Below are 18,467 nucleotides of genomic sequence, written 5' to 3'. Positions count from 1 at the left end.
ACATGCACGCTGGACAGCGCGGCGAGAACCGAGATCGTCCCGACCAAGCCCGGCGCCCTTCCATGGGCGTCCTTCACCACCCCGTCCAAGCCCGGCGCCCTCCAGGCGCGATCGCGCTCCGGGCGCCCTCCGGAAGGAACGAACGCGGCTCCCCGTCCCGCCCCTAGTTGCACCCCAGCCGGCACACCATGGCCGCCGTGTAGGAGCACCCGTGGTCGCCCCATATCGTGGAGCTCGGCCCCGTGCACCGGAACGCGCACCCCCGCCCGTCCGCGGTCGCCTCGGCCGTCAGCCGGTATCCCTCGGCGTTGCAGCTCCCCGTCGATGACAGGCAGCTCGCCAGCTGCGGCTCGCACTGCTCGACCACGTAGCCGGCCGGGCACGTCCAGTCCGCGCTCGCCCGGCCGTAGTCCGGCGATCGCCCCGTCTCGGTCGCGATCGGCTCGTGCTTCGAGAAGGTCGGCATCCCCGTCGTGACCTGGAGCGGCACCACGACGGCCCGCTCGCGGGGCACCACCGGGGCGGACGCGTCCTTCGGCTGCACGACGAACGTGTCCCGGCGCGTCTGCCGCTCGCACCCGGCCGTCGCGCCCTCCGGCGTCCACGAGAACGCGAGCTCCGCGCTCCCGTGCGCGGGCACCTCGACCGTGCGCTCGCCGTGGGTCACCCGGACGTCGACCTGCGCCCGGTTCGTGATGAGCGCCTGCGCCGTCCCCGTGGCGCCGTACGGCACCACGCCGAGGTCGACGGGCAGCGGCGCGATCTCCGGCTCGGCGAGCGAGAAGCGGCACACGTCCGCCACCGGGTAGATCGCGTACGCGAGCGGCACCGCCTTCTTGACCTCCATCCGCAGCGCGCCGAACGCCTGCCCGCCTCCCTTCGCGCCCGCGACCGGCGCGCCCTCGACGCCCTCGATGGCCAGCTCCCCGACCGAGGTCATCGTCACCCGGCGGTCCCCCGCCTCGAGCCGGGCCTTGAACAGGCCGAGCGCCGTGCCGTGCGCCTCGCCGGCCGTCACGTCCGTCTCGTAGGCGACCATCGCGCCGCGCTTCACGGCCCCGATGAAATGCGTCGCGCGACCGCAGGCGCAGCCGCCGGTCGCCGCCGGCACCACGCTCTCGGTCGGCTCGAAGAACTGCGGATCCTCGTCCGCGACCAGCGCCATCGCGACCAGCCGCAGCCGTCGCCGGTCGAGCGTCCCTCCGGCGCTGAAGTACGCCGGCAGATCGACGTCGGCGCCGACGAGGACCGAGTCGACGGCGATGCCAACGTAGCGGAAGTCGATCGCGCGCTCGCCCGGCGCCGGCGCGGGTGCACCCGGCGCCGCCGCGGGCGCCGCCGTGATCGCGGCCACCGTCTGCGCCGCGGGCGCTGCCGCCGCCCCGGGCGCGCCTGTCGCCGCGGGCGCCGCCGGCTCCGCCTTCGGACGGGCGCAAGCAAGGCCGACCGGCGAGAACGCGCCCGCCGCGCTCCTCGACAGCCCGCGGCCGGGCACCATCGCGCTCGACGTGTCGAGGAGGTAGTCGTGCCGCACGTCGCTGAACGCCCGCGCGGCGGCGAGCAGCGCCCCGGCCTGAGAGCAGCCGCTGTCCTTGCAGGCCGGCAACACCGCCGCACCGGCCGGCTTGCGCGGCGGCGGGACCGGCACCTCCGGCGGCCCGGGGCAGCCGAGCGCGGAGGCCAGCGCCCCGAGGAGGAGCCCGCCCGCGCGCAGCGGCGCGGCGAGCCGCCGGCGAGCGCGATCTGCGCCGCTCACGGCCATGCGATCGTCATCCACCGGACGCGCCCCGAGCCGCTCACCGCGTCGTCCGCAAAGAACAGCGAGGCGCCGGACCGCCCCGCGAACGCCGGCGACACGTCCTGCGACGCGCCGCCCGTCAGCCACGCAAGCGGCTTCAGGGAGGGCGCCGACACGTCCCCGGGCGCCAGCGTGAAGGCGTTCAGCTCCACCGAGTCCCCCGGGGCCGACGCGAGCACGCCGCGGCAGATCTTGTCGCACGCGAGCGCGAGCGACGACACCGCCGCGCCGTCCGGGCCGCTCACCACGACGGGCGGGCCCTGGACCGCTCCGTTGCCGTCGACCCGCACGAGCCGCGCGCGCCCGCCGGCCCCCGCGCCCCCGCCGGACTCGTCGGCCGGCTCGTCGATCCAGCCGACGAAGAGCCCGCCTTCGAGCGGCGCGAGCACCGGGCTGCGCGAGTGCTCCGAGGATGCATGGAGGCGCGATTCGTCGCCGATCCGCTGCAGCGTCTTCGCATCGAGCCGCGCGAGGAAGATGTCGCCGCCGGGCTCGTCGCCCTGGCCAGCCGCGCCGCCCGCAGCCGCGCCGCCGCCAGGAGCCGCGCCGGCCTGGGCAGCCGCGCCGCCCGCAGCCGCGCCGCCCGCAGCCGCGCCGCCCGCGGCCGCGCCGCCCGCAGCCACGCCGCCCGCGGCCGCGCCGCCGGCCGTGCGCGCGTCCGACCACACGAGCCACACCTCCTGGCCGCGCACGGCGATCTGCACCTCGGCCGCGTCGAGCGGCGCGTTCGTGATGCGGCGGTCCGGCGCCGTCCGGTTCAGCGCGCGGTCCACCCGCGCCGCGTACACCTCGGCGTTGCCGTCGCGCGTGTCGATCCACGCGACGATGAAGCCCCCCGCGCCGTCGTAGGCGATCGCCACGTCGGACGCCTCGCTCGCGGCGCCGCCCTGCTTCTTCCGCGGCGCCGTGGTGAGCTTCTTCTGCGCGACCTTCGCGCCCGTCGCGTCGACCTTGGTCAGGTACACCTGCGTCTCGCCCCGCTCGCGCGCGACCCACGCGATCACGCTCTCGCCCTGCGTCGCGCCCTTGCCCTTCGCGTCGGCCGGGAGCGGCGGCGCCGCCGCGATCGCGACGCCGCCGAGCGACGACGCCTTCTGCGAGAGGACGCTCAGCTTGCCGAGGCCGCCCGGGGACACGGCGCGCACCGCGAGCGTCGCGGAGACCTCCTGCCCGCGGGGCGCGGCGTCCGACGCGCCCTCGACGAAGTACGTGACCCACGCCGAGAGCGCCGCGCCGCCGTCGAGCTCGACCGCCGCGACCTCGGCGATGGAGTCGCCCTCGGCGAGCGCGCGCACCGCGGTCGCGCGCGGCGGCGGGTCCTTGTCCTCCCGGAACGCGGGCGCGCGCCACGCGCTCTCGCGCACCGGGAGCGACACCAGCGCGAGCGGCGCCCGCGCGCCCGCCGCGCCCGCCGCGCCGCCAGGCTGCGGGCCGGGCGCGGCGCTCGCCAGCGTCGCGCACGCGCCCGCGTGGCACGTCAGCCCGCGCACGAGGTACGGCACGCCGTCCGTCGCCGCGAACGGCGCGGCGCGCACCGGCTCTGCCGCCCGAACCGAGAGATCCGGGCCGAACCGCACGAACGTCGGCCAGACCGGCGGCGCGGCCGCCCCGTCGCGCGCCATCTTGAGCGTGGCGGGCGCGAGCGTCACCGCGGCGAAGCCGTCGCCGTCGGCCGCGATGTCGGGCGGCCCGCTCGCGCTGAAGACGAGCCCCGCTCGCTCCGCGCCGAGCGTCCCGTCCGGGCCGACCGACGCGAGGTGGATGAGGCGCCCCGGCCCGCGCGCCCCCGCGCCGCCGACCTCACCGCCGCGGGCGCGCAGCAGGTCCTCCCACGCGAGCAGCGCCCGTCCGCCTCCGCCCTGGGAGGGCGCGACGAGCGACACGAGCGCCTGCTCGCCGGACGGCGGCGTCGCCTGCCGCGGCGCCACCACTACCTTGCCGCCCGGCTCGACCGCCGCGAGGTAGACCGCGCCGTCGATGTCCCGCTCGTCGGTCCAGGTGAGCAGGTAACGCCCACCGAGGGAGGCGATCTCGAGATCGATCTGCGCCGTCGGCTCGGGGCTGACGACCACCGGCGCCGACACCTTCCCGGCCGCGTCGATCTCCAGCAGCGCGACGGATCCGAGCTTCCCGTCCTCTGCGGCGTCCTCCGCCTCCGCCTTGCGCGCGGGCTTGCCCTCGCCCCGGCCGCGCGGCGCGGCCGGCGGGAGCACGAGGGCGACCGCCGCGCCCCGCTCGGTGGCGACCGCGTGCCACCCGAGCACCTCGCGCGCGACCGACGCGGGCGCCGTCGGCTTGATCGCGGCGCCCTTGCCCTGCGCCACGACCGTCATGACCACGTCGACGCGGTCGACGCCGGGGTGGGCGACGCCGGCGCGGGCCGCGTCGCCCTGGGCCTCGCGCGGCATCTCCCACAGCACGAGCGCGCCCTGCGCGTTCGGGAGCACGTCGAGCCACGAGATCTCCTCGGCCGTCTGCGCGACGAGGCTCGCCGGGGCGCTCGGCTTGCCGGCGGGGTCGAGCGCGAGCACGCGCACCGCGCGGCTCCCCTCGATCTGCTCGATCCAGGCGGCGATGTAGCCCTGCGGCGTGGCGCGCAGCGCGGCGACCGGCACGTCGGCGGCGACCGGCCCCGCGTCCACGGTGTCCCCCCGCGGCGCGCCGTCCGCGCCGAGGATGCGTGTCCGGAAGCGCCCTCCCGCGGCGTGGAGCAGCAGCGCCTCGTCGCCGCGCCGGGCGAAGTAGGGCGTCGCGTCCTCGTCGTCGAGCTCCGCGATCACGCGGGCCGGCAGGAGCGGCGGCCCTTCCGGCGCCTTCGGCTGCGCGGGCGGCGTCTTCACGACCGGCGCCTGGCGCGCGACGGGAGCCGGCGCGGCGCCGGAGCACCCGAGGGAGAGGGCGAGCGCGGCGCCGAGCAGCGCTGGCGCGCGGCGCCCGAGCGCGGGGCCGGTCAGGCGGCGTGCGTCGCGCCGCGGACCGCGTGGAACCCAGGAGAGAGCGCTGCGGACGAGCATGGCGGCGACCATGCCAGAAGCGAAGAGCCCCCGCTACAGGGCGCCGCGCAAGCGGCGCGCTCGCCCCGGTCGTACCCGCGCGCGGGCCAGCCTGGCCGGACCCCTGGCGGGTGGAACTAGAACGCGAGCAGGCGCCCGAGCAGCGATCTGTACCTGCGCAGGGCGAGCCGGAGCTCCTCCGTCGACGCCTCCGCTCGCCCGGGCTCGCCGTCGACGAGGCGCTGCAGCGTGGCGCGCTCCTCCCGGAAGCTCTGCGTGACCCGCTGGATCACCTCGTTCACGAGCGCATCGGCCTGCTCCACCGACAGGCGCGGCGCTTCGATGAAGCCCGCCTGGATCGCGCTCCAGCGCTCGGACAGCTCGCGCGCCTCTTCCGGCGTGAGCACGGGCGCGCGCTCCGGCCAGGGCTCTCCGGTCGGCCCGCCGCGCGCCGTGTAGACGGCCGGCTGGCGGCCCGACTCGGGTGGGACCTCTTCGTCGGCGAACCGCGCCTCGGGCTGGCTGCTCTCGCGGGCCGTCACCATCCGTTCTCTGTGCAATGGGCTCACGATGGCCACCTCTCCGCTCGTTGGCGCTGTGCGCCCAGCGGGCATAGCAAGCCGCATGCGCGTCCCGATGTGCATCCGCGCCCGCTGCGGCGCGCAGCGCGACAAGGCCAGAGGCCCGGAAGAGCCCGAGAAAATGCAGAGAGCTCTCCGGGCACGCCGGGCTGCCCGGCGCCGATCACGCGGAGCGGCGATCCTTCATGAGCCGATGAGGCGGAAGAGTACGGAATACGCCCGGCGCCGGCCGAGCCGCCGCTCGCGCACGCTCGTGCAGCACAGAGCCGCCGCACGAGCGCGGCAGGGCCGCCGCTCGGGCGAGGGCGCGCAGATTCACCTCAGCGACGGGCGCAGCTTCGTCACGACCGCGCGGATCTCCCGCACCACCTGGAGGAGCGCCTCGTCCTCATCGGGCCACTTGGTCACGGGCTTCTTGTCCCGCGGCACCGCCTGGAGCTCGGCGAAGCGCGTCGTCTCCCAGTCGCAGGGGCGGAGCAGGATCGGCACGACAACGGCCTGCCCCGCGGCGCGCCGCTCCATCGCGCGCGTCACCTGCGCGTCGCCCTGCTCGGACGCGAGGTAGCTCGCGCTCACCAGGAGGAGGACGAGGTCGGCCGCCTCGAGCTGCTCGCCGATCGCGCGCTCCGTGTCCTCGCCCGGGTCGATCTTCCCGCTGTGCCACGGCGCGATCAGCCCCTCCCGCCTGAGCGGGGTCATGTGCGCCTCGAGGCGCGCGAGGAGCTCCTCGTCGCGCGAGGCGTAGGAGAAGAAGACGCGCACCGGCCGCGGCGCCGCCGCTGCGCTCGGGGTCGACGTCTGCGACGCCGCGAGCGCCTTCACGAGCGACGAGGGCAACGTGGGCGACGACTGCTGCTGGGCCCGCGCACCGGCGCGCGGCGGCGCGGCCGCCTGCGGCGGCGCAGCGGCATGCGGCGGCGGCGCCGCGCCCGGCTCCAGGCCGAGGAGGACCTGGGCGACCTCCGCGTGATCGCCCGCCTGGTTCTCGTAGACGATGAGCCGGACGCCCGACTCCTCGAGCAGCCGGCGGCGGAACGGCGGCACCCCCTTCGGGAGCAGCGCGAAGTGCATCGGCGGCTGCCCGCCGGAGAGCGCGCGCACGCGGGCGAGCGTCTGGTCGATGTTGTCGTCGGCGAGGCCGAAGCCCACGAACAGGATGGAGTGCGTGCGGTAGAGGGCGCCGAACGCGTCCTGAAGCAGGGGCGAGCCGAAGATCGCCCGGTCGTACTGGTCGCGCGAGAACACCCAGGTGTCCCACGCCCGCAGCGTGCCGTGCAGCTTCAGGATGAAGCACCTGTCCATGGCGATGTCGCCCGCCGGCCGATCGACCATGCGCCACTCGCCCTGGAACGCGCGCTCCAGAAAGCGATCGATGTTCGTGGTGAGCACGGCCTTGAGCTTCGGCTTGAGCGCGGCGATCGCCCGCGCCAGCTCCGGCACGTCGCGGCCCGTGTCGTCGAGCTCCTTGTCGACGGTCCAGTTGAAGTCCTGCGGCCCGAGCGCGAGCCTCGCGGCGGAGAGCGCGTTGATGAGCTGGTTCGAGGAGATGTACTGCTGGATCTCGTCGATGACCGCCGGGTCCGCGCTCCGCCGCCGCGCGCGGTCGCGCAGCTTCTCGGCGAGCTGCTTCCAGGTGGGCATGCCCGCGGCCGCCGAGACGCCGGCGCCTGCGAAGACGATCAGATTCCCTGACGTGTAGCGCTCACGCAGCTGCTCGAGGATCTCTTCATCCATCAGCGATCACGATACCGCGGATCTGCGCCAGCGGGCGGCGCCCGCCGCCCTCTCACCGCGCCGCACCCTCACCGCGCCGCGCCCTCACCGCGGCGGCGCGGAGCGCCGCTCGGTAGCGAGCGAGAGGCCGACCCCCAGCCAGGCCCCCTCGACGGCGCCCGCCTCCCCGCGGGCGTCCTCGTAGGGCGCAGGCCGGAGCACGATCCCCGGATCCAGCGTGAGCCCGAGCCACACCGGGCCGCCCAGCCGCGTCTCCACGCCGAGCCCGAGGCCAGCGCGGGCGGACCACGTATCGCGTTCGCCCGCGATGCCATCGACGGAGACGGCGGCGGGCAGCCTGAGCGCTGCGACGGAGGCGGTGGCGCCGATCGAGAGGCGCCACGAGGCGGCAAGCCAGAAGCGGTAGTCCCCCGAGAAGCCCGCCTCGATCCAGCGCAGCGGCTCGCCGCCGGACGGCGCGGCCAGCAGGCGGGCGAACAGCGACTCCGTGAGCCGCAGGCGCCGCAGGCCGAGCGCGAGGCCGGCCCCGCCGAGCACCCGCGGCCCGCCCGAGACGACCGCCGCGTAGGGCCCGGCCGAGACGGACAGGGTGTCGAGATCGCGCGAGGCGAGCTCGACCTCGTCCTGGGTGGGGCGCCGCGGCGACGGCGGCCGCCGCGGGGCGCGCGCGCGGCGCATCTCGGCGACGATCATCTCGGAGGCGGCGATCGCGACGAGCCGCGCGGCCACGTCCGAGGTGAGGCCGGAGACGGCGATCTGCCGCCGCAGGACGGCGCGGCCGTCGAGGCGCACCTGGATCTCGAGGCGCGCCGCGGTGGGCCGGTCGACCCACACGGTCACGACGCGGTCGCCGAGCGGGCCGACCGGCTCGGCGGCCAGCGCCGCGCCGTCCGGGAGCTCGATCTCGAGCAGGCGCCGCACGCGGACGCTGGAGACCTCCTCCGCCGCGCCGCGCGACAGGGCGACGCGCACCTCGATGGGCGCCGCCGCGTCGGGCAGCCGCGGCGCGGCCGGCGCAGATGCGCCGCTCGTGATCGCCACGACGGCGCGCGGCTCGGCGGCCGCGGCCGGGAGGGCGAAGCTCAGCTGGACGACGACCGCCGCGGCGGCGAGCGCGGGAAGATCCCAGCGCGGGGCGCGCGCCGGGGGCAGGCGGCAGAGGCCCGTCCTCTGCGGCGGCTTCCGCGCCGGAGATGATCCGCTGGGCATCCTCGCACGGGCCATCGGTGTACTTGGCCACATACCCTGTTGTCCTCTGAATTGCCTCTTTCTTGTGGTCCGCGACCCCGTCGCCGAGGCTGCGCTGGCCGAACGATTCCACCGCGACACGCCCGCCGAACGAGAGCGGCCGCGCGTGCCCGTAATATTTCGCTGCCAGCGCTTTCGTCACGCCGTGTCCTGCGCCGAGCCCAGGGATTCCCTCCCCCGCGAGCGTGACGCTCCCCCGGGTCCGGTGCTTCAGCCATTCCGGATCAGACTGGCCTCCATCTCCTCGCGCTCGGCCTCCCAGCGCGCCTCCGTTGTGCGGCGTGTCGCGTGGAATGATACTGACGCATCGATGCGTCCGCCCGCCGATCCGACCGAGGAGACGAAGTCCTTCGCGGCCACGTCCGCGACGCCGGCCGGAGCGCGCCCACACCTGCTCGTGATCCAGGGCGGATCCTCGTCGCGCTTCTCGTTGCCAGCGAGCGGCGCGGTGCTCATCGGGCGCGCCGCGGAGGCCGATCTCCGCATCGATAGCAGCGCGATCTCCCGGCGGCACGCGCGGCTCATGGTGGCCGACGGGGAGGTGCGGATCGCCGATCTCGAGAGCCACAACGGCGTGCGCGTGAACGGCGAGCGGATCGAGGGGGCGCGGGCGCTCCGCTCCGGGGACGTGATCATGCTCGGCGAGCTCGCGCTGATCTTGCGCTGCGAGGCGCGGGTGAGCCGGCGGGTGGCGGACGCCGCACAGCTGCGCCAGCGGCTCGAGGAGGAGCTCGAACGCGCCGCCGATTATGGCTCTCCGCTCGCCGTGGTCGCCGTCCTGCTCGGCGATGGCGCGCGGCCCGAGGCGGGCCAGCGGGCCATCGCCTCCGTGCGCCTCATGGACACCGTCGGCCTGGGCGGCGCCGCGCAGCTCGCCGCGGTCTTTCCGGAGCTCACCGGCGACGCCGCGCTCGCCGCCGCGGCCGACCTCGTGGCGGCGCTCGCCCCGGTCGCGCCGGCGCTGCGCGCGGGCGTCGCCTGCCTCCCTGCGGACGGCTGCGACGCCGACACGCTGCTCTCCATCGCCCGGGCGGCCGCCGAGGCCGCGGCCCCGGGCGGCCTCGCCTCCGCGGCCGCCGCCACGGTGCAGCACCGGCTCGGGGAGCAGACGCTGCTGCTCGCGGATCCCGCGATGATCCGGCTCTACGATCTCATCCGGCGGCTCGCCCAGAGCGACCTGCCTGTCCTCGTGCTCGGCGAGACGGGCGCCGGCAAGGAGAACGCCGCCGCCGCCGTCCACCACTGGTCGCGGCGGGGCGACGGGCCGTTCGTCCCGCTCAACTGCGCCACCTTGCCCGAGGCCCTCGTCGAGAGCGAGCTGTTCGGCCACGAGAAGGGGGCCTTCTCCGGCGCGGCCGCCGCGAAGCCGGGGCTCCTCGAGCGCGCCAGCGGCGGCACCGTCTTCCTCGACGAGGTCGGCGAGCTGCCCCTCGGCGCCCAGGCGAAGCTCCTGCGGGCGCTCGAGGCGAAGCGCGTCACGCGCCTCGGAGACGTGCGCGAGCGCGAGGTCGACATCCGCGTCGTCGCCGCGACCAACCGCGACCTCGAGGCCGAGTGCAAGGCGGGGCGCTTCCGGCAGGACCTGCTCTTCCGCCTGGGCGCCGCCACGGTCGACCTGCCGCCGCTCCGGCAGCGGCCCCGCGAGATCCCCATCCTTGCGCGCGCTTTCCTGACGGAGGCGCGCGAGCGGCTCGGCGCGCCGCCGGTCGAGCTCTCCGACGCGGCGCTCCGCCTGATCACCGCCCACGCGTGGCCGGGCAACGTCCGGGAGCTGAAGAACGCCATGGAGTTCGCGGCCGCGACGATGCAGGGCGAACGGGTCGAGGTCTGGGATCTCCCTCCGCGCACGGCCGGGCGAGCCGCCGAGGAGCAGCCCTCGCCCGGGGCGGCGACGGCGCTGCCGGGCAGCGCGGCTCCGGCCGAGCTCCGGCGCTTCACGCCCATCGCCGAGGAGCTGCGGCAGATCGAGCGCCGGCGCATGGAGGAGGCGCTCGAGGCCACCGGCGGCGTGCAGACCCGCGCGGCCGAGCTCATCGGCATGCCGGTCCGCACCTTCGTGTTCAAGCTCAAGCAATACGGCCTCTCGCAGCGAGGGGCGAAGCCGAGATCCTGATCGCAGCGCCGCGGTGGAGGGAGAGCGCCCGGCCCCTCGCGGCCGCGCCGCGATGCCGCTCGCGCGCCCCGCGCTTGCCCGAGAAACCCGCCCGGTCTATCTCAGCGGCATGCGGGCCCGCACCTTCGCGGCAGCGCTCAGGCACGACGTGACCTCGCCGCGGGCAGCGGCGACGCAGCCGTGATCGCGAAGGAGCCCGCGCAGGGCGCGGCATGGAGCCCCCCCGAGGAGTTCGAGGAGTACCGGATCGTGAGCCCCCTCGGGCGCGGCGCGATGGGTCGCGTCTACCTCGCCGAGGATCGGCTGCTGGCGCGACGCGTCGCCATCAAGTTCATCGCGACCGAGTCCCCGTCCGACGCGACCCGCGAGCGCTTCTTCGCCGAGGCCCGGGCGATCGCGCGGCTCTCGCACCCGAACGTGGTGGCCGTGCACCGCGTGGGCGAGGTGCGACGGCGGCCGTTCCTCGTCTCCGAGTACGTGCGCGGCCGGAGCCTGGACCGGCTCGACAAGCCCGTCCGCTGGCAGGAGGCGCTCGCCATCGGCGTCGCGCTCGCGCGGGGCCTCGCCGCCGCGCACCGGAGCGGGGTGCTCCATCGCGACATCAAGCCGGCGAACGCGATCATCTCGGACGAGGGTGAGGTGAAGCTGCTCGATTTCGGCCTGGCGAAGCTCCTGCCCGTGGCGGGCGAAGCGGCGGCGCTCCTCGAGGCGCGCGCCGCGGCCGTGGACAGCGGCGCCGCCGCCGGGAGCGGCGGGGACACGGGAGCGACGACCGGCGATCTTCTGGAGACGACGAGATCGCACGAGCCGGGACGCGCGCGCCCCGGGGCGGTGGATGCCACCACGTCGCTGCCGGCGGAGGGCCCCCGCGCCGACGACGGCGGCGCGACCGTGTCCGATGAGCCCGGGGCCGCGCGCCCCCAGGCCGCGGAGACGACGGTCCCTCGCGCGCCGGGCGCCCCGCGCGCCGGGGTCGCTCGCTGCGACGGCGAGGATGTCGTCGGCACGCCGCTGTACATGGCGCCCGAGGTGTGGCGCGACGAGCCCCCGAGCCCGCGCGCGGACGTCTACGCCCTCGGCGTGCTGCTCTACGAGCTCTGCGCCGGCAGGACGCCCCACCACGGCGCCGCGCTGGCCGACCTGCCTCGCCTTGTGCAGGAGGTCGCGCCGCGGCCGATCGCGCGGCTCGCGCCGGATCTCGATCCGCGGTTCGCCGCCGTCATCGATCGCTGCCTCGAGCGCGATCCCGCGCGGCGCTTCGGCTCCGGCGACGATCTCCGGGAGGCGCTCGAGCAGCTCGTCGCCCGCCGCGCCGAGGCGACCGCGCCGGAGGGCAACCCCTACCGCGGGCTGCTCGCCTTCGAGGCGGAGCACCGCGGGCTCTTCTTCGGCCGCGACGCGGAGGTCCGGTCGATCGTCGACCGGCTGCGGGCGCAGCCGTTCGTCCTGGTCACGGGCGACTCCGGCGCGGGCAAGTCGTCGCTCTGCCGCGCCGGCGTGCTCCCCGCCGTCGCGGAGGGCGCGCTCGGCGAGGGCGGCGCGTGGGCGATCGCCTCGGCGCGGCTCGGCCCGCGCCCTGTCGAGGCGCTCGCGGCGGCGCTCGGCCCGCTCGCGGGCGAAGGCGAGCGCGAGCTCATCGCGCGGCTCCGCGCGGAGCCGGCGGCCCTGGGCCGGGAGCTCCGCCGGCGCGGGACCCCGGTGCTGCTCTTCCTCGACCAGCTCGAGGAGCTCTGCGCGCTCGCGAACGCCGCCGAGGCGGCCCTCGCGGCCGAGATCCTCGCCGGGCTGGTGCGCTGGGGCGGCGGCGTGCGCGTGCTCGCGACGGCGCGCAGCGATTTCCTCGGTCGCCTCGGCGCGCTGCCGGGCCTCGGCGACGAGCTGTCGCCGGCGCTCTACCTCCTGCGCCCGCTCTCCCCCGAGCGGCTGCGGGACGCGATCGTCGGCCCTGCGGCGGCGAAGGGGTTCCGCTTCGCCGCAGGCGCGGTGGAGGCGCTGGTCGCGGAGGCCGCGCGCGCCGACGGCGGCCTCGCGCTCCTCCAGTTCACCCTCGCCGAGCTCTGGGACGCCCGCGACGAGGCGCGCCGCGAGATCCCCGCGGCGGCGCTCGCGGCGCTCGGCGGCGTCACGGGCGCGCTCGCGCGCCAAGCCGACGGCGTCCTCCGCGCGCTCTCCCCCGAGCAGCGCGCGGCCGCGCGGAGGATCCTGCTCGCGCTCGTGAGCCCGGAGGGCACGCGCGCGCACCGGACCGACGCCGAATTGCTCGGGCCCGAGCTCGCCACGGCGGCGCGCGGGCCCGGATCGAGGACGGCCGCGCGGGCGGCGCTCGACGCGCTCGTGCGAGGGCGGCTGCTCGTCGCCCGCGAGGCGGAGGCGGGGGCGCAGAGCGCCTACGAGATCGCGCACGAGGCGCTGATCCGGGGCTGGGACACGCTGCACGGCTGGCTCAGCGGCGACGCCGAGCGCCGCGCCGTGGTCCACCGGATCGAGCGCGCGGCCGCCGAGTGGGAGCGGCTCGGCCGCCCCGCCGACGCGCTCTGGGGAGACCGGCAGCTCCGCGAGCTGCGCGGCGTCGCGGACGAGGCGCTCGCGCCGCGGGAGCGGGCCTTCCTGTCGGCCTCTCGCCGCGCGGCGCGCCGGCGCACGGCGGCGCGCTGGGCCGCGGCGCTCGGCGTTCCTCTGCTCGTCGGCGCCGCCGTGGTCGCCGCGCGCCTGAGCGCCGCGCGGGCGCTCGACCGGCGGGTCGACGCGCATGTGGGCCAGGCGTCGCGCGGGCTGGCCGAGGCGCGGGCCGGAGCGGAGCGGTCGAGCGCCCTCGGGCAGGACGCGCTCGCCCGGTTCGCCGCAGAGGACACCGCCGGGGGCGAGTCGACGTGGCAGAACGCGCGCGCCGCCGCCGCGGAGGCCGATCGCGCCTACGCGCGCGCGTCGCAGGAGCTCGAGGTCGCGCTCCGCCTCGGCGACGCGGACCGGGCCGACGCGCGCGCGCTCCTCGGCGACGCCCTGTACGAGCGCGCCGCGCTCTCGGAGCGCGAGCGGCGCTTCGAGCAGCGCGACGAGCTCATCAGCCGGCTCGCCGCGTACGACGACGGGGGCGAGCGCCGGCGCCGCTGGGGCGCGCCGGCGCGGCTCGCCGTGGGCACCGCGCCGGCCGGCGCCGAGGTGACGCTGCGGCGGTTCGAGGTGGCGGACGGCCGCCGCGTCCTGTCGGCGCCGCGCGCGCTCGGCAGGACGCCCGTCGAGGATCTCGAGATCGAGCGCGGATCGTTCGTGCTCTCCTTCACGGCGCAGGGGCGCGCGCCGGTCACGCTGCCCCTCGTGCTCGAGCGGGCCCAGGTCGAGCGCATCGACGTCGCGCTTCCGGACGCGGGCGCCGTCCCCGAGGGCTTCGTCTACGTGCCTCCCGGGCGCTTCCTCTTCGGGATGGAGGAGGGAGAGCTGCGGCGAATGCTCAACTGCCAGCCGCTCCACGCGGCCGAGACGGGCGCTTACCTCATCGCGCGGCGCGAGGTCACGCTGGCCGACTGGATGGCGTACCTGCGCGCGCTGCCGCCGGAGGAGCGCGCGCGGCGCACGCCCGCGGCCCAGAAGGACTGGCACGCGCTGGAGCTGCGCCAGGCCGAGGGCGGCGGCTTCGAGCTCTCGATGCGGCCCACGGCGCAGGAGTACCGCGCGCGCGAGGGCGAGCTGCTCCGCTACCCTGGGCGCGCGCGGCGCGCCGTCCAGGACTGGCGCCTCTTCCCCGTCGCCGCGATCTCGTTCGAGGACGCGCTGGCCTATGTGGCCTGGCTGGCCGGCACCGGCCGCGTGCCCGGCGCGCGGCTGTGCACGGAGCTCGAATGGGAGCGCGCCGCCCGCGGCGCCGACGACCGGGTGTATCCCGGCGGAGACCTGCTGGAGCCCGACGACGCCAACCACGACGTGACCTACGGGCGCGAGCCGCTCGGCTTCGGGCCCGACGAGGTGGGCGCGCACCCGGCCTCCGACAGCCCCTTTGGCGTCCAGGATCTCGCGGGCAACGTGTGGGAGTGGACGGTATCTGCCGGGCGCGACGGCGCGCCTGTGCTCCGCGGCGGCAGCTGGTATCAGGACGCGGCGTCGAGCGCGAGCAGCAACCGGGAGGTGGCCGAGCCGACGCTCCGCAACCCGCTCATCGGCCTGCGGCTCTGCGCGACGCCTCGGGCTCCGGCGGGCTCTGGTCCTGGACGCTGAGCCACCCTTGCTTGCTCGGCAGTACTTGCGTGCTGGAGCGTGTGCCCGGAGAGCAAGGTTTGCTCGACCTACCGCGAGCGGCGCCGCCGGCGAGGCGGCTGGGGCGGCACGCCGATTGCGAGACACGGTGCGCGGCGCGGGCCCGGGCGTGAGGCGAGGCGCGAGCGCTGCGTGAGCAAACGAGAGGCAGGCTTCAAGATGACGCTTTTCACGGGATCCAGGGTGGAGACGCGGCGGGCCGGCGTGTGCGGCGCAGCGGGCGGCGCGCCGCAGTTGCGGCGGGCGGGGCGCGCCGCGGTCGTCGCGCTGCGGGGCGCGGCCATCCTGCTGGGCGCGGCGTGCGCAGGCGAGGAGCCGGCCGAGGAGGTCGGACCGCTGGCGAGCGAGGCGCAGCGCGGCGAGATCAGCGTGGCGCGGGCTGCGATCGAGCTGCCGTCGCTCAAGGCGTGCGTGTCGTGCATGGAGTTCAATGACATCCTGTCCGTCGACGAGCTGAGAGCTCGCTGGGGACAGCAAGGGAGGACGCTCCACGGCATCATGGACGGCGGCGATTGCGAGGCCATGGAGGTGCCCAGGAGCTTTTCCCTGAGCAGCGCAGCCGACGCGGCAGGGACGCCCATCCCCGATGTCCAGGTCCGTCAGGGCAGGCTCGTCAGCAGCAGCGGCGCTGTGGAGTGGAACGGAGCGCGTTTCCAGGCGAGCGTCCGCTGCGCCGGCGGCGCGGAGACTCTCCCTGTGACCGCCGTCATCACGGGGGTGCTCCCCGGCGCGAGCCAGGTCGGGCGCGCCTATCGGCCTGACAAGTACCGCGTGATGCTCATCGATCCACGGAGCGGCGCCTCGTTCCCGGCGTGTCGCAATCCGGCGGACCGGACCCGTGGCCATCTGGCGATCGCGCTCCCCGGCGTCTGGAACGAGCACGGGAACCTCGAACACGACCTCGACGCCTTCACGTTCGCCTGCGTGACGTCCGCCGCGGCCAAATGCGACGATTGGGGCTACGGGCACGCGGGCATCCGAGCGGTCGATGTCTCGGAGATGCGCGTCCACGTGGCGTGCACCCGGATGGCGCGCGCGGATTACTGCGGCACCGGGGGCACGTCGACGCGCGACGACACGACGATCGGGTTCTGGGACAATGCGACTGTGGCGGGCGCAGAAGAAGCGGATCCGCCGCAGGCTCCGGGCTTCGAGTTCGAGGCGGCGTGGACCGCGGAAGGGGCGCTATGCATGCATCACCCACGCTGGCCAGACCGGTCACCCATGTGTGAAAAAGAGATCCCTTTCTGCGACTCGGCGGAACAGGCCAGCGACCGGCTCGACAAGTCTCTGCTGCTGTTCAACACGTCCAGAACCGAGGGCAACACAAACGGGCCGCTGCCCCCCACCCTGCCCATCGACCCGTAAGCAGCACCCCTCCAGTCCGGGCGGCCAAGCGGCCCCGCGCCGCCCATCCCCGGAGCGCGCGGTCTCCCCGGCTCACGCCTCCTGGCGGAACGCGGCCACGAGCCAGTTGACGTGACGACCGGTGTCGTCGTCGCTCGAATGGCGCTTGAACAGCGGCATCCTCAGGATACGCACGTGATCCTGGAGGTTCGTCTTGAAGGGCGAGCCCTGGATGGGCGTCCCGTCGGGCCGCACCTGCCGCCCCTCGATCTTCATCTTCTTCAGCACCTCGAGGGACGCGAGCCGCAGGAGCTCATAGGCCCTGCCCGGGTCCTTGCAGCTCACGGAGACGATGAGCTTGCCGAACGTCGGGTCCTTGTTCACGAGGACGTCCCCCGCCTCGAAGCCGCAGTCGAAGCGGACCTTCAGGTCGGTGAGGCCCTTCTCCTCGAGCGCCTCGCGGATCGGGTCGGTGTCGGGGAGCGCGATGCGATCGAAGATACCCGCGTTGGGCAGGAACAGCCCTTTGCCGCCGTCCCGCGAGTCCCTGAGATCGGGATTCCAGCTCTCCGCGTTGATGCGGAACTCGCGGCTGCAGTGGGTCTGCACCACGTGTTCCTGCTCGAAATCGATGGGTTGCCCGTCCGCGATGCGCATCTGCCACGCGACGAGGTTCACGGGGACGCGGCTGCGCTTCCGCTTGATGGCGTAGCTCTCCTCGCTGACGGGGTGCTCCACCTGGATCCGCGTGTTCATCTCCAGGAAGTAGAACTTCCCTTCCTTGAACATCAGCTCGACCGTGCCCGCACCCACGTAGCCCACGCGGTCCGCGATCTGCACGGCGAGCCCGCAGATGCGCTCTTCCAGGCCCGGGTACCGCCGGAGCAGGGCCGGCGGCGCCTCTTCCTGGATCTTCTGGCTCGCGCGCTGCTCGCTGCAGTCGCGCATGCCGAAGTGCCGCGCGTTGCCGTAGCGATCCCGCAGCACCTGCACCTCCAGGTGGATCGTCTCCGGGATGTTCTGCTCGAACATCACGCCCGGCTGCCAGTTGTACGCCTTGATCTCGCCGAGGACCTTCTGGATGGCCTGAGGCACCTGCTCCACGGTCGGGATGACGGCCTGCCCGCGGCCGCCGCCGCCGTTGGCGGCCTTCAGCCGCCCCGGGAACGTGAAGCGCCCAGCCGCGTGGGCCTCGAGCACGATCCGCTGGATCTCGCCCGGATCGTCGCTGTCGATGACGATGCCCGGCGTCACCGCGGTCGGGTCGAAATCCTGGGCCATCAGGCGGAATTTGCGCTTGTCGCCGGCGCTCTCCACCACGTCCTGCATCGGGCCGACGAAGACGATGTTCTTCTGGCGGAAGTGCCGGATGGCCGCGGCGTTCTCCGCCAGCGGGCCGTACCCGGGATAGAGCCCCGCGCGCGACAGCTCGTCCTGCCAGCCGTCGCCGAAGCGCCGCTCGAACTCGGCCCTCACCTTGTCCGCGATCTGGATGAAGTTCGCGTAGCTCTCGCGGAAGCTCCCCTCGAGCCCCACCCCGAACCCGCCGCCCTCCCGCGCGATCCGCAGCTGCAGCGCGTTCGCGTCGTCCTGCAGGCTGTAGAGGACCACGGGGATCTTGCCGAGCGCGATCGCCTCCCGCGTCGCCCGCACGCCCATCTCGCCCTTGTCCGCGACGAGGATGTACTTGAGCTGGCCCGCGCTCACCGTCGTGGCGGGGTAGCTGTCCAGGCGATGCACGGCGGCGTACAGGAGATCCAGCACCTGCGCGTCCTCCCGCAGGAGGTCGCCGGCCCGGGAGCGCAGGAGCTCCGCCGCCTGGTCGCGGAGCGAGGGCTCGTCCTGCTCCAGGATGAGGAACTTGAGGAGCCGCTCGTCGTCGAATTCACGCCGCTTCAGCGCCCGGAGCAGCCCGCCCTCCAGGTAGCGAGCGAACCCGTCGCGGTCCGCGGCCGTGATCGCCGCGCGCGTGTCCCGGATCCGCGCGAGCAGGCCCTCCGCCGCCGCGAGGAGCTCCTGCAACCGCTCCTCGTCGAGGAGCGCCCTGCGCAGCGCCGCTTCCAGGGGGCGCTGCCAGCCGAAGTGCGTCCTCCACACCTCGCCGTTCGCGATGAGGTACCGCAGCCCGAGGAGGCGGTGCGCGTCCTGGCCGCCGGCCAGCGTGCCCAGATCGAGCAGCACGAAGCCAGGGACGCCCATCGCCGTGGTGAACGCCTCCATCGAGGACACATAGCCGCCTCGGGGCAACACCAGCTTCCACGACGGGAGCAATTGAACTTCGTTGCGGGCGGGTAGAGAGCTGGTGCGGACGGCGGTGGTCATCCTGAGCGGTTCTCCGGCGCGGCGAGCGACCAAGCAAGCGCAGAACCGCCAGGGGTGTCAAGCATGTCCACCGCGCTCGGCCG

Annotated in this window: 9 protein-coding genes; 3 read left to right on the top strand and 6 right to left on the bottom strand. The window is 75.4% G+C overall.

Translation table 11 applies throughout. From position 1 onward, the window contains the following. Positions 1-163: 163 nt before the first annotated feature. The 5 genes from WMF46_RS46850 to WMF46_RS46830 form a co-directional block, all read right to left on the bottom strand. A complete protein-coding gene (locus tag WMF46_RS46850) occupies positions 164-1,756 on the bottom strand; it encodes a hypothetical protein (RefSeq protein WP_437983181.1) in 1,593 nt (530 codons plus the stop codon). Further along, on the bottom strand, positions 1,753-4,824 hold the full coding sequence (locus WMF46_RS46845; protein ID WP_437983180.1) for a hypothetical protein: 3,072 nt from the start codon (positions 4,822-4,824) through the stop codon (positions 1,753-1,755). The genes WMF46_RS46850 and WMF46_RS46845 overlap by 4 nt, the downstream gene beginning before the upstream one ends. A 104-nt stretch (positions 4,825-4,928) precedes the next feature. Next, the gene (locus WMF46_RS46840) at positions 4,929-5,360 is read right to left on the bottom strand and encodes a hypothetical protein (RefSeq protein WP_437983179.1); all 432 of its coding nucleotides are present in this window, start codon (positions 5,358-5,360) and stop codon (positions 4,929-4,931) included. A gap of 327 nt (positions 5,361-5,687) precedes the next feature. Next, on the bottom strand, positions 5,688-7,106 hold the full coding sequence (locus tag WMF46_RS46835; RefSeq protein WP_437983178.1) for an SIR2 family protein: 1,419 nt from the start codon (positions 7,104-7,106) through the stop codon (positions 5,688-5,690). Between the two features lie 84 nt (positions 7,107-7,190). Continuing rightward, the gene (locus WMF46_RS46830) at positions 7,191-8,315 is read right to left on the bottom strand and encodes a hypothetical protein (protein WP_437983177.1); all 1,125 of its coding nucleotides are present in this window, start codon (positions 8,313-8,315) and stop codon (positions 7,191-7,193) included. A gap of 349 nt (positions 8,316-8,664) precedes the next feature. Here WMF46_RS46830 and WMF46_RS46825 point away from each other — a divergent pair, with 349 nt between their 5' ends. From WMF46_RS46825 to WMF46_RS46815, 3 genes are all read left to right on the top strand, one after another. Next, positions 8,665-10,467: a sigma 54-interacting transcriptional regulator gene (locus tag WMF46_RS46825; RefSeq protein WP_437983176.1), complete on the top strand. Its 1,803-nt coding sequence runs from the start codon at positions 8,665-8,667 to the stop codon at positions 10,465-10,467. Between the two features lie 180 nt (positions 10,468-10,647). Next, positions 10,648-14,676, top strand: coding sequence for an nSTAND1 domain-containing NTPase (locus WMF46_RS46820; protein ID WP_437983175.1), 4,029 nt, complete (start codon positions 10,648-10,650; stop codon positions 14,674-14,676). Positions 14,677-14,874: 198 nt separating this feature from the next. After that, positions 14,875-16,083 carry an ADYC domain-containing protein gene (locus WMF46_RS46815; RefSeq protein ID WP_437983174.1) on the top strand — a complete coding sequence of 403 codons (1,209 nt, stop codon included), beginning with the start codon at positions 14,875-14,877 and terminating at the stop codon, positions 16,081-16,083. Positions 16,084-16,155: 72 nt separating this feature from the next. Here WMF46_RS46815 and WMF46_RS46810 read toward each other — a convergent pair whose 3' ends face one another. After that, the gene (locus WMF46_RS46810; protein ID WP_437983173.1) at positions 16,156-18,384 is read right to left on the bottom strand and encodes a biotin carboxylase N-terminal domain-containing protein; all 2,229 of its coding nucleotides are present in this window, start codon (positions 18,382-18,384) and stop codon (positions 16,156-16,158) included. Between the last annotated feature and the right edge of the window lie 83 nt (positions 18,385-18,467).

This window comes from Sorangium sp. So ce117, from assembly GCF_051524395.1.
In the GTDB taxonomy this organism is placed as follows: domain Bacteria; phylum Myxococcota_A; class Polyangia; order Polyangiales; family Polyangiaceae; genus Sorangium; species Sorangium cellulosum_B.
This window is presented reverse-complemented; position numbering and strand designations above follow the sequence as displayed.

What these genes read in the sequence shown, in the direction of transcription:
- WMF46_RS46845 (WP_437983180.1), bottom strand. Translation starts at nt 4,824, where the DNA reads ATGGTCGCCGCCATGCTCGTCCGCAGCGCTCTCTCCTGGGTTCCACGC.
- WMF46_RS46835 (WP_437983178.1), bottom strand. Translation starts at nt 7,106, where the DNA reads ATGGATGAAGAGATCCTCGAGCAGCTGCGTGAGCGCTACACGTCAGGG.
- WMF46_RS46830 (WP_437983177.1), bottom strand. Translation starts at nt 8,315, where the DNA reads ATGCCCAGCGGATCATCTCCGGCGCGGAAGCCGCCGCAGAGGACGGGC.
- WMF46_RS46825 (WP_437983176.1), top strand. Translation starts at nt 8,665, where the DNA reads ATGCGTCCGCCCGCCGATCCGACCGAGGAGACGAAGTCCTTCGCGGCC.
- WMF46_RS46815 (WP_437983174.1), top strand. Translation starts at nt 14,875, where the DNA reads ATGACGCTTTTCACGGGATCCAGGGTGGAGACGCGGCGGGCCGGCGTG.
- WMF46_RS46810 (WP_437983173.1), bottom strand. Translation starts at nt 18,384, where the DNA reads ATGACCACCGCCGTCCGCACCAGCTCTCTACCCGCCCGCAACGAAGTT.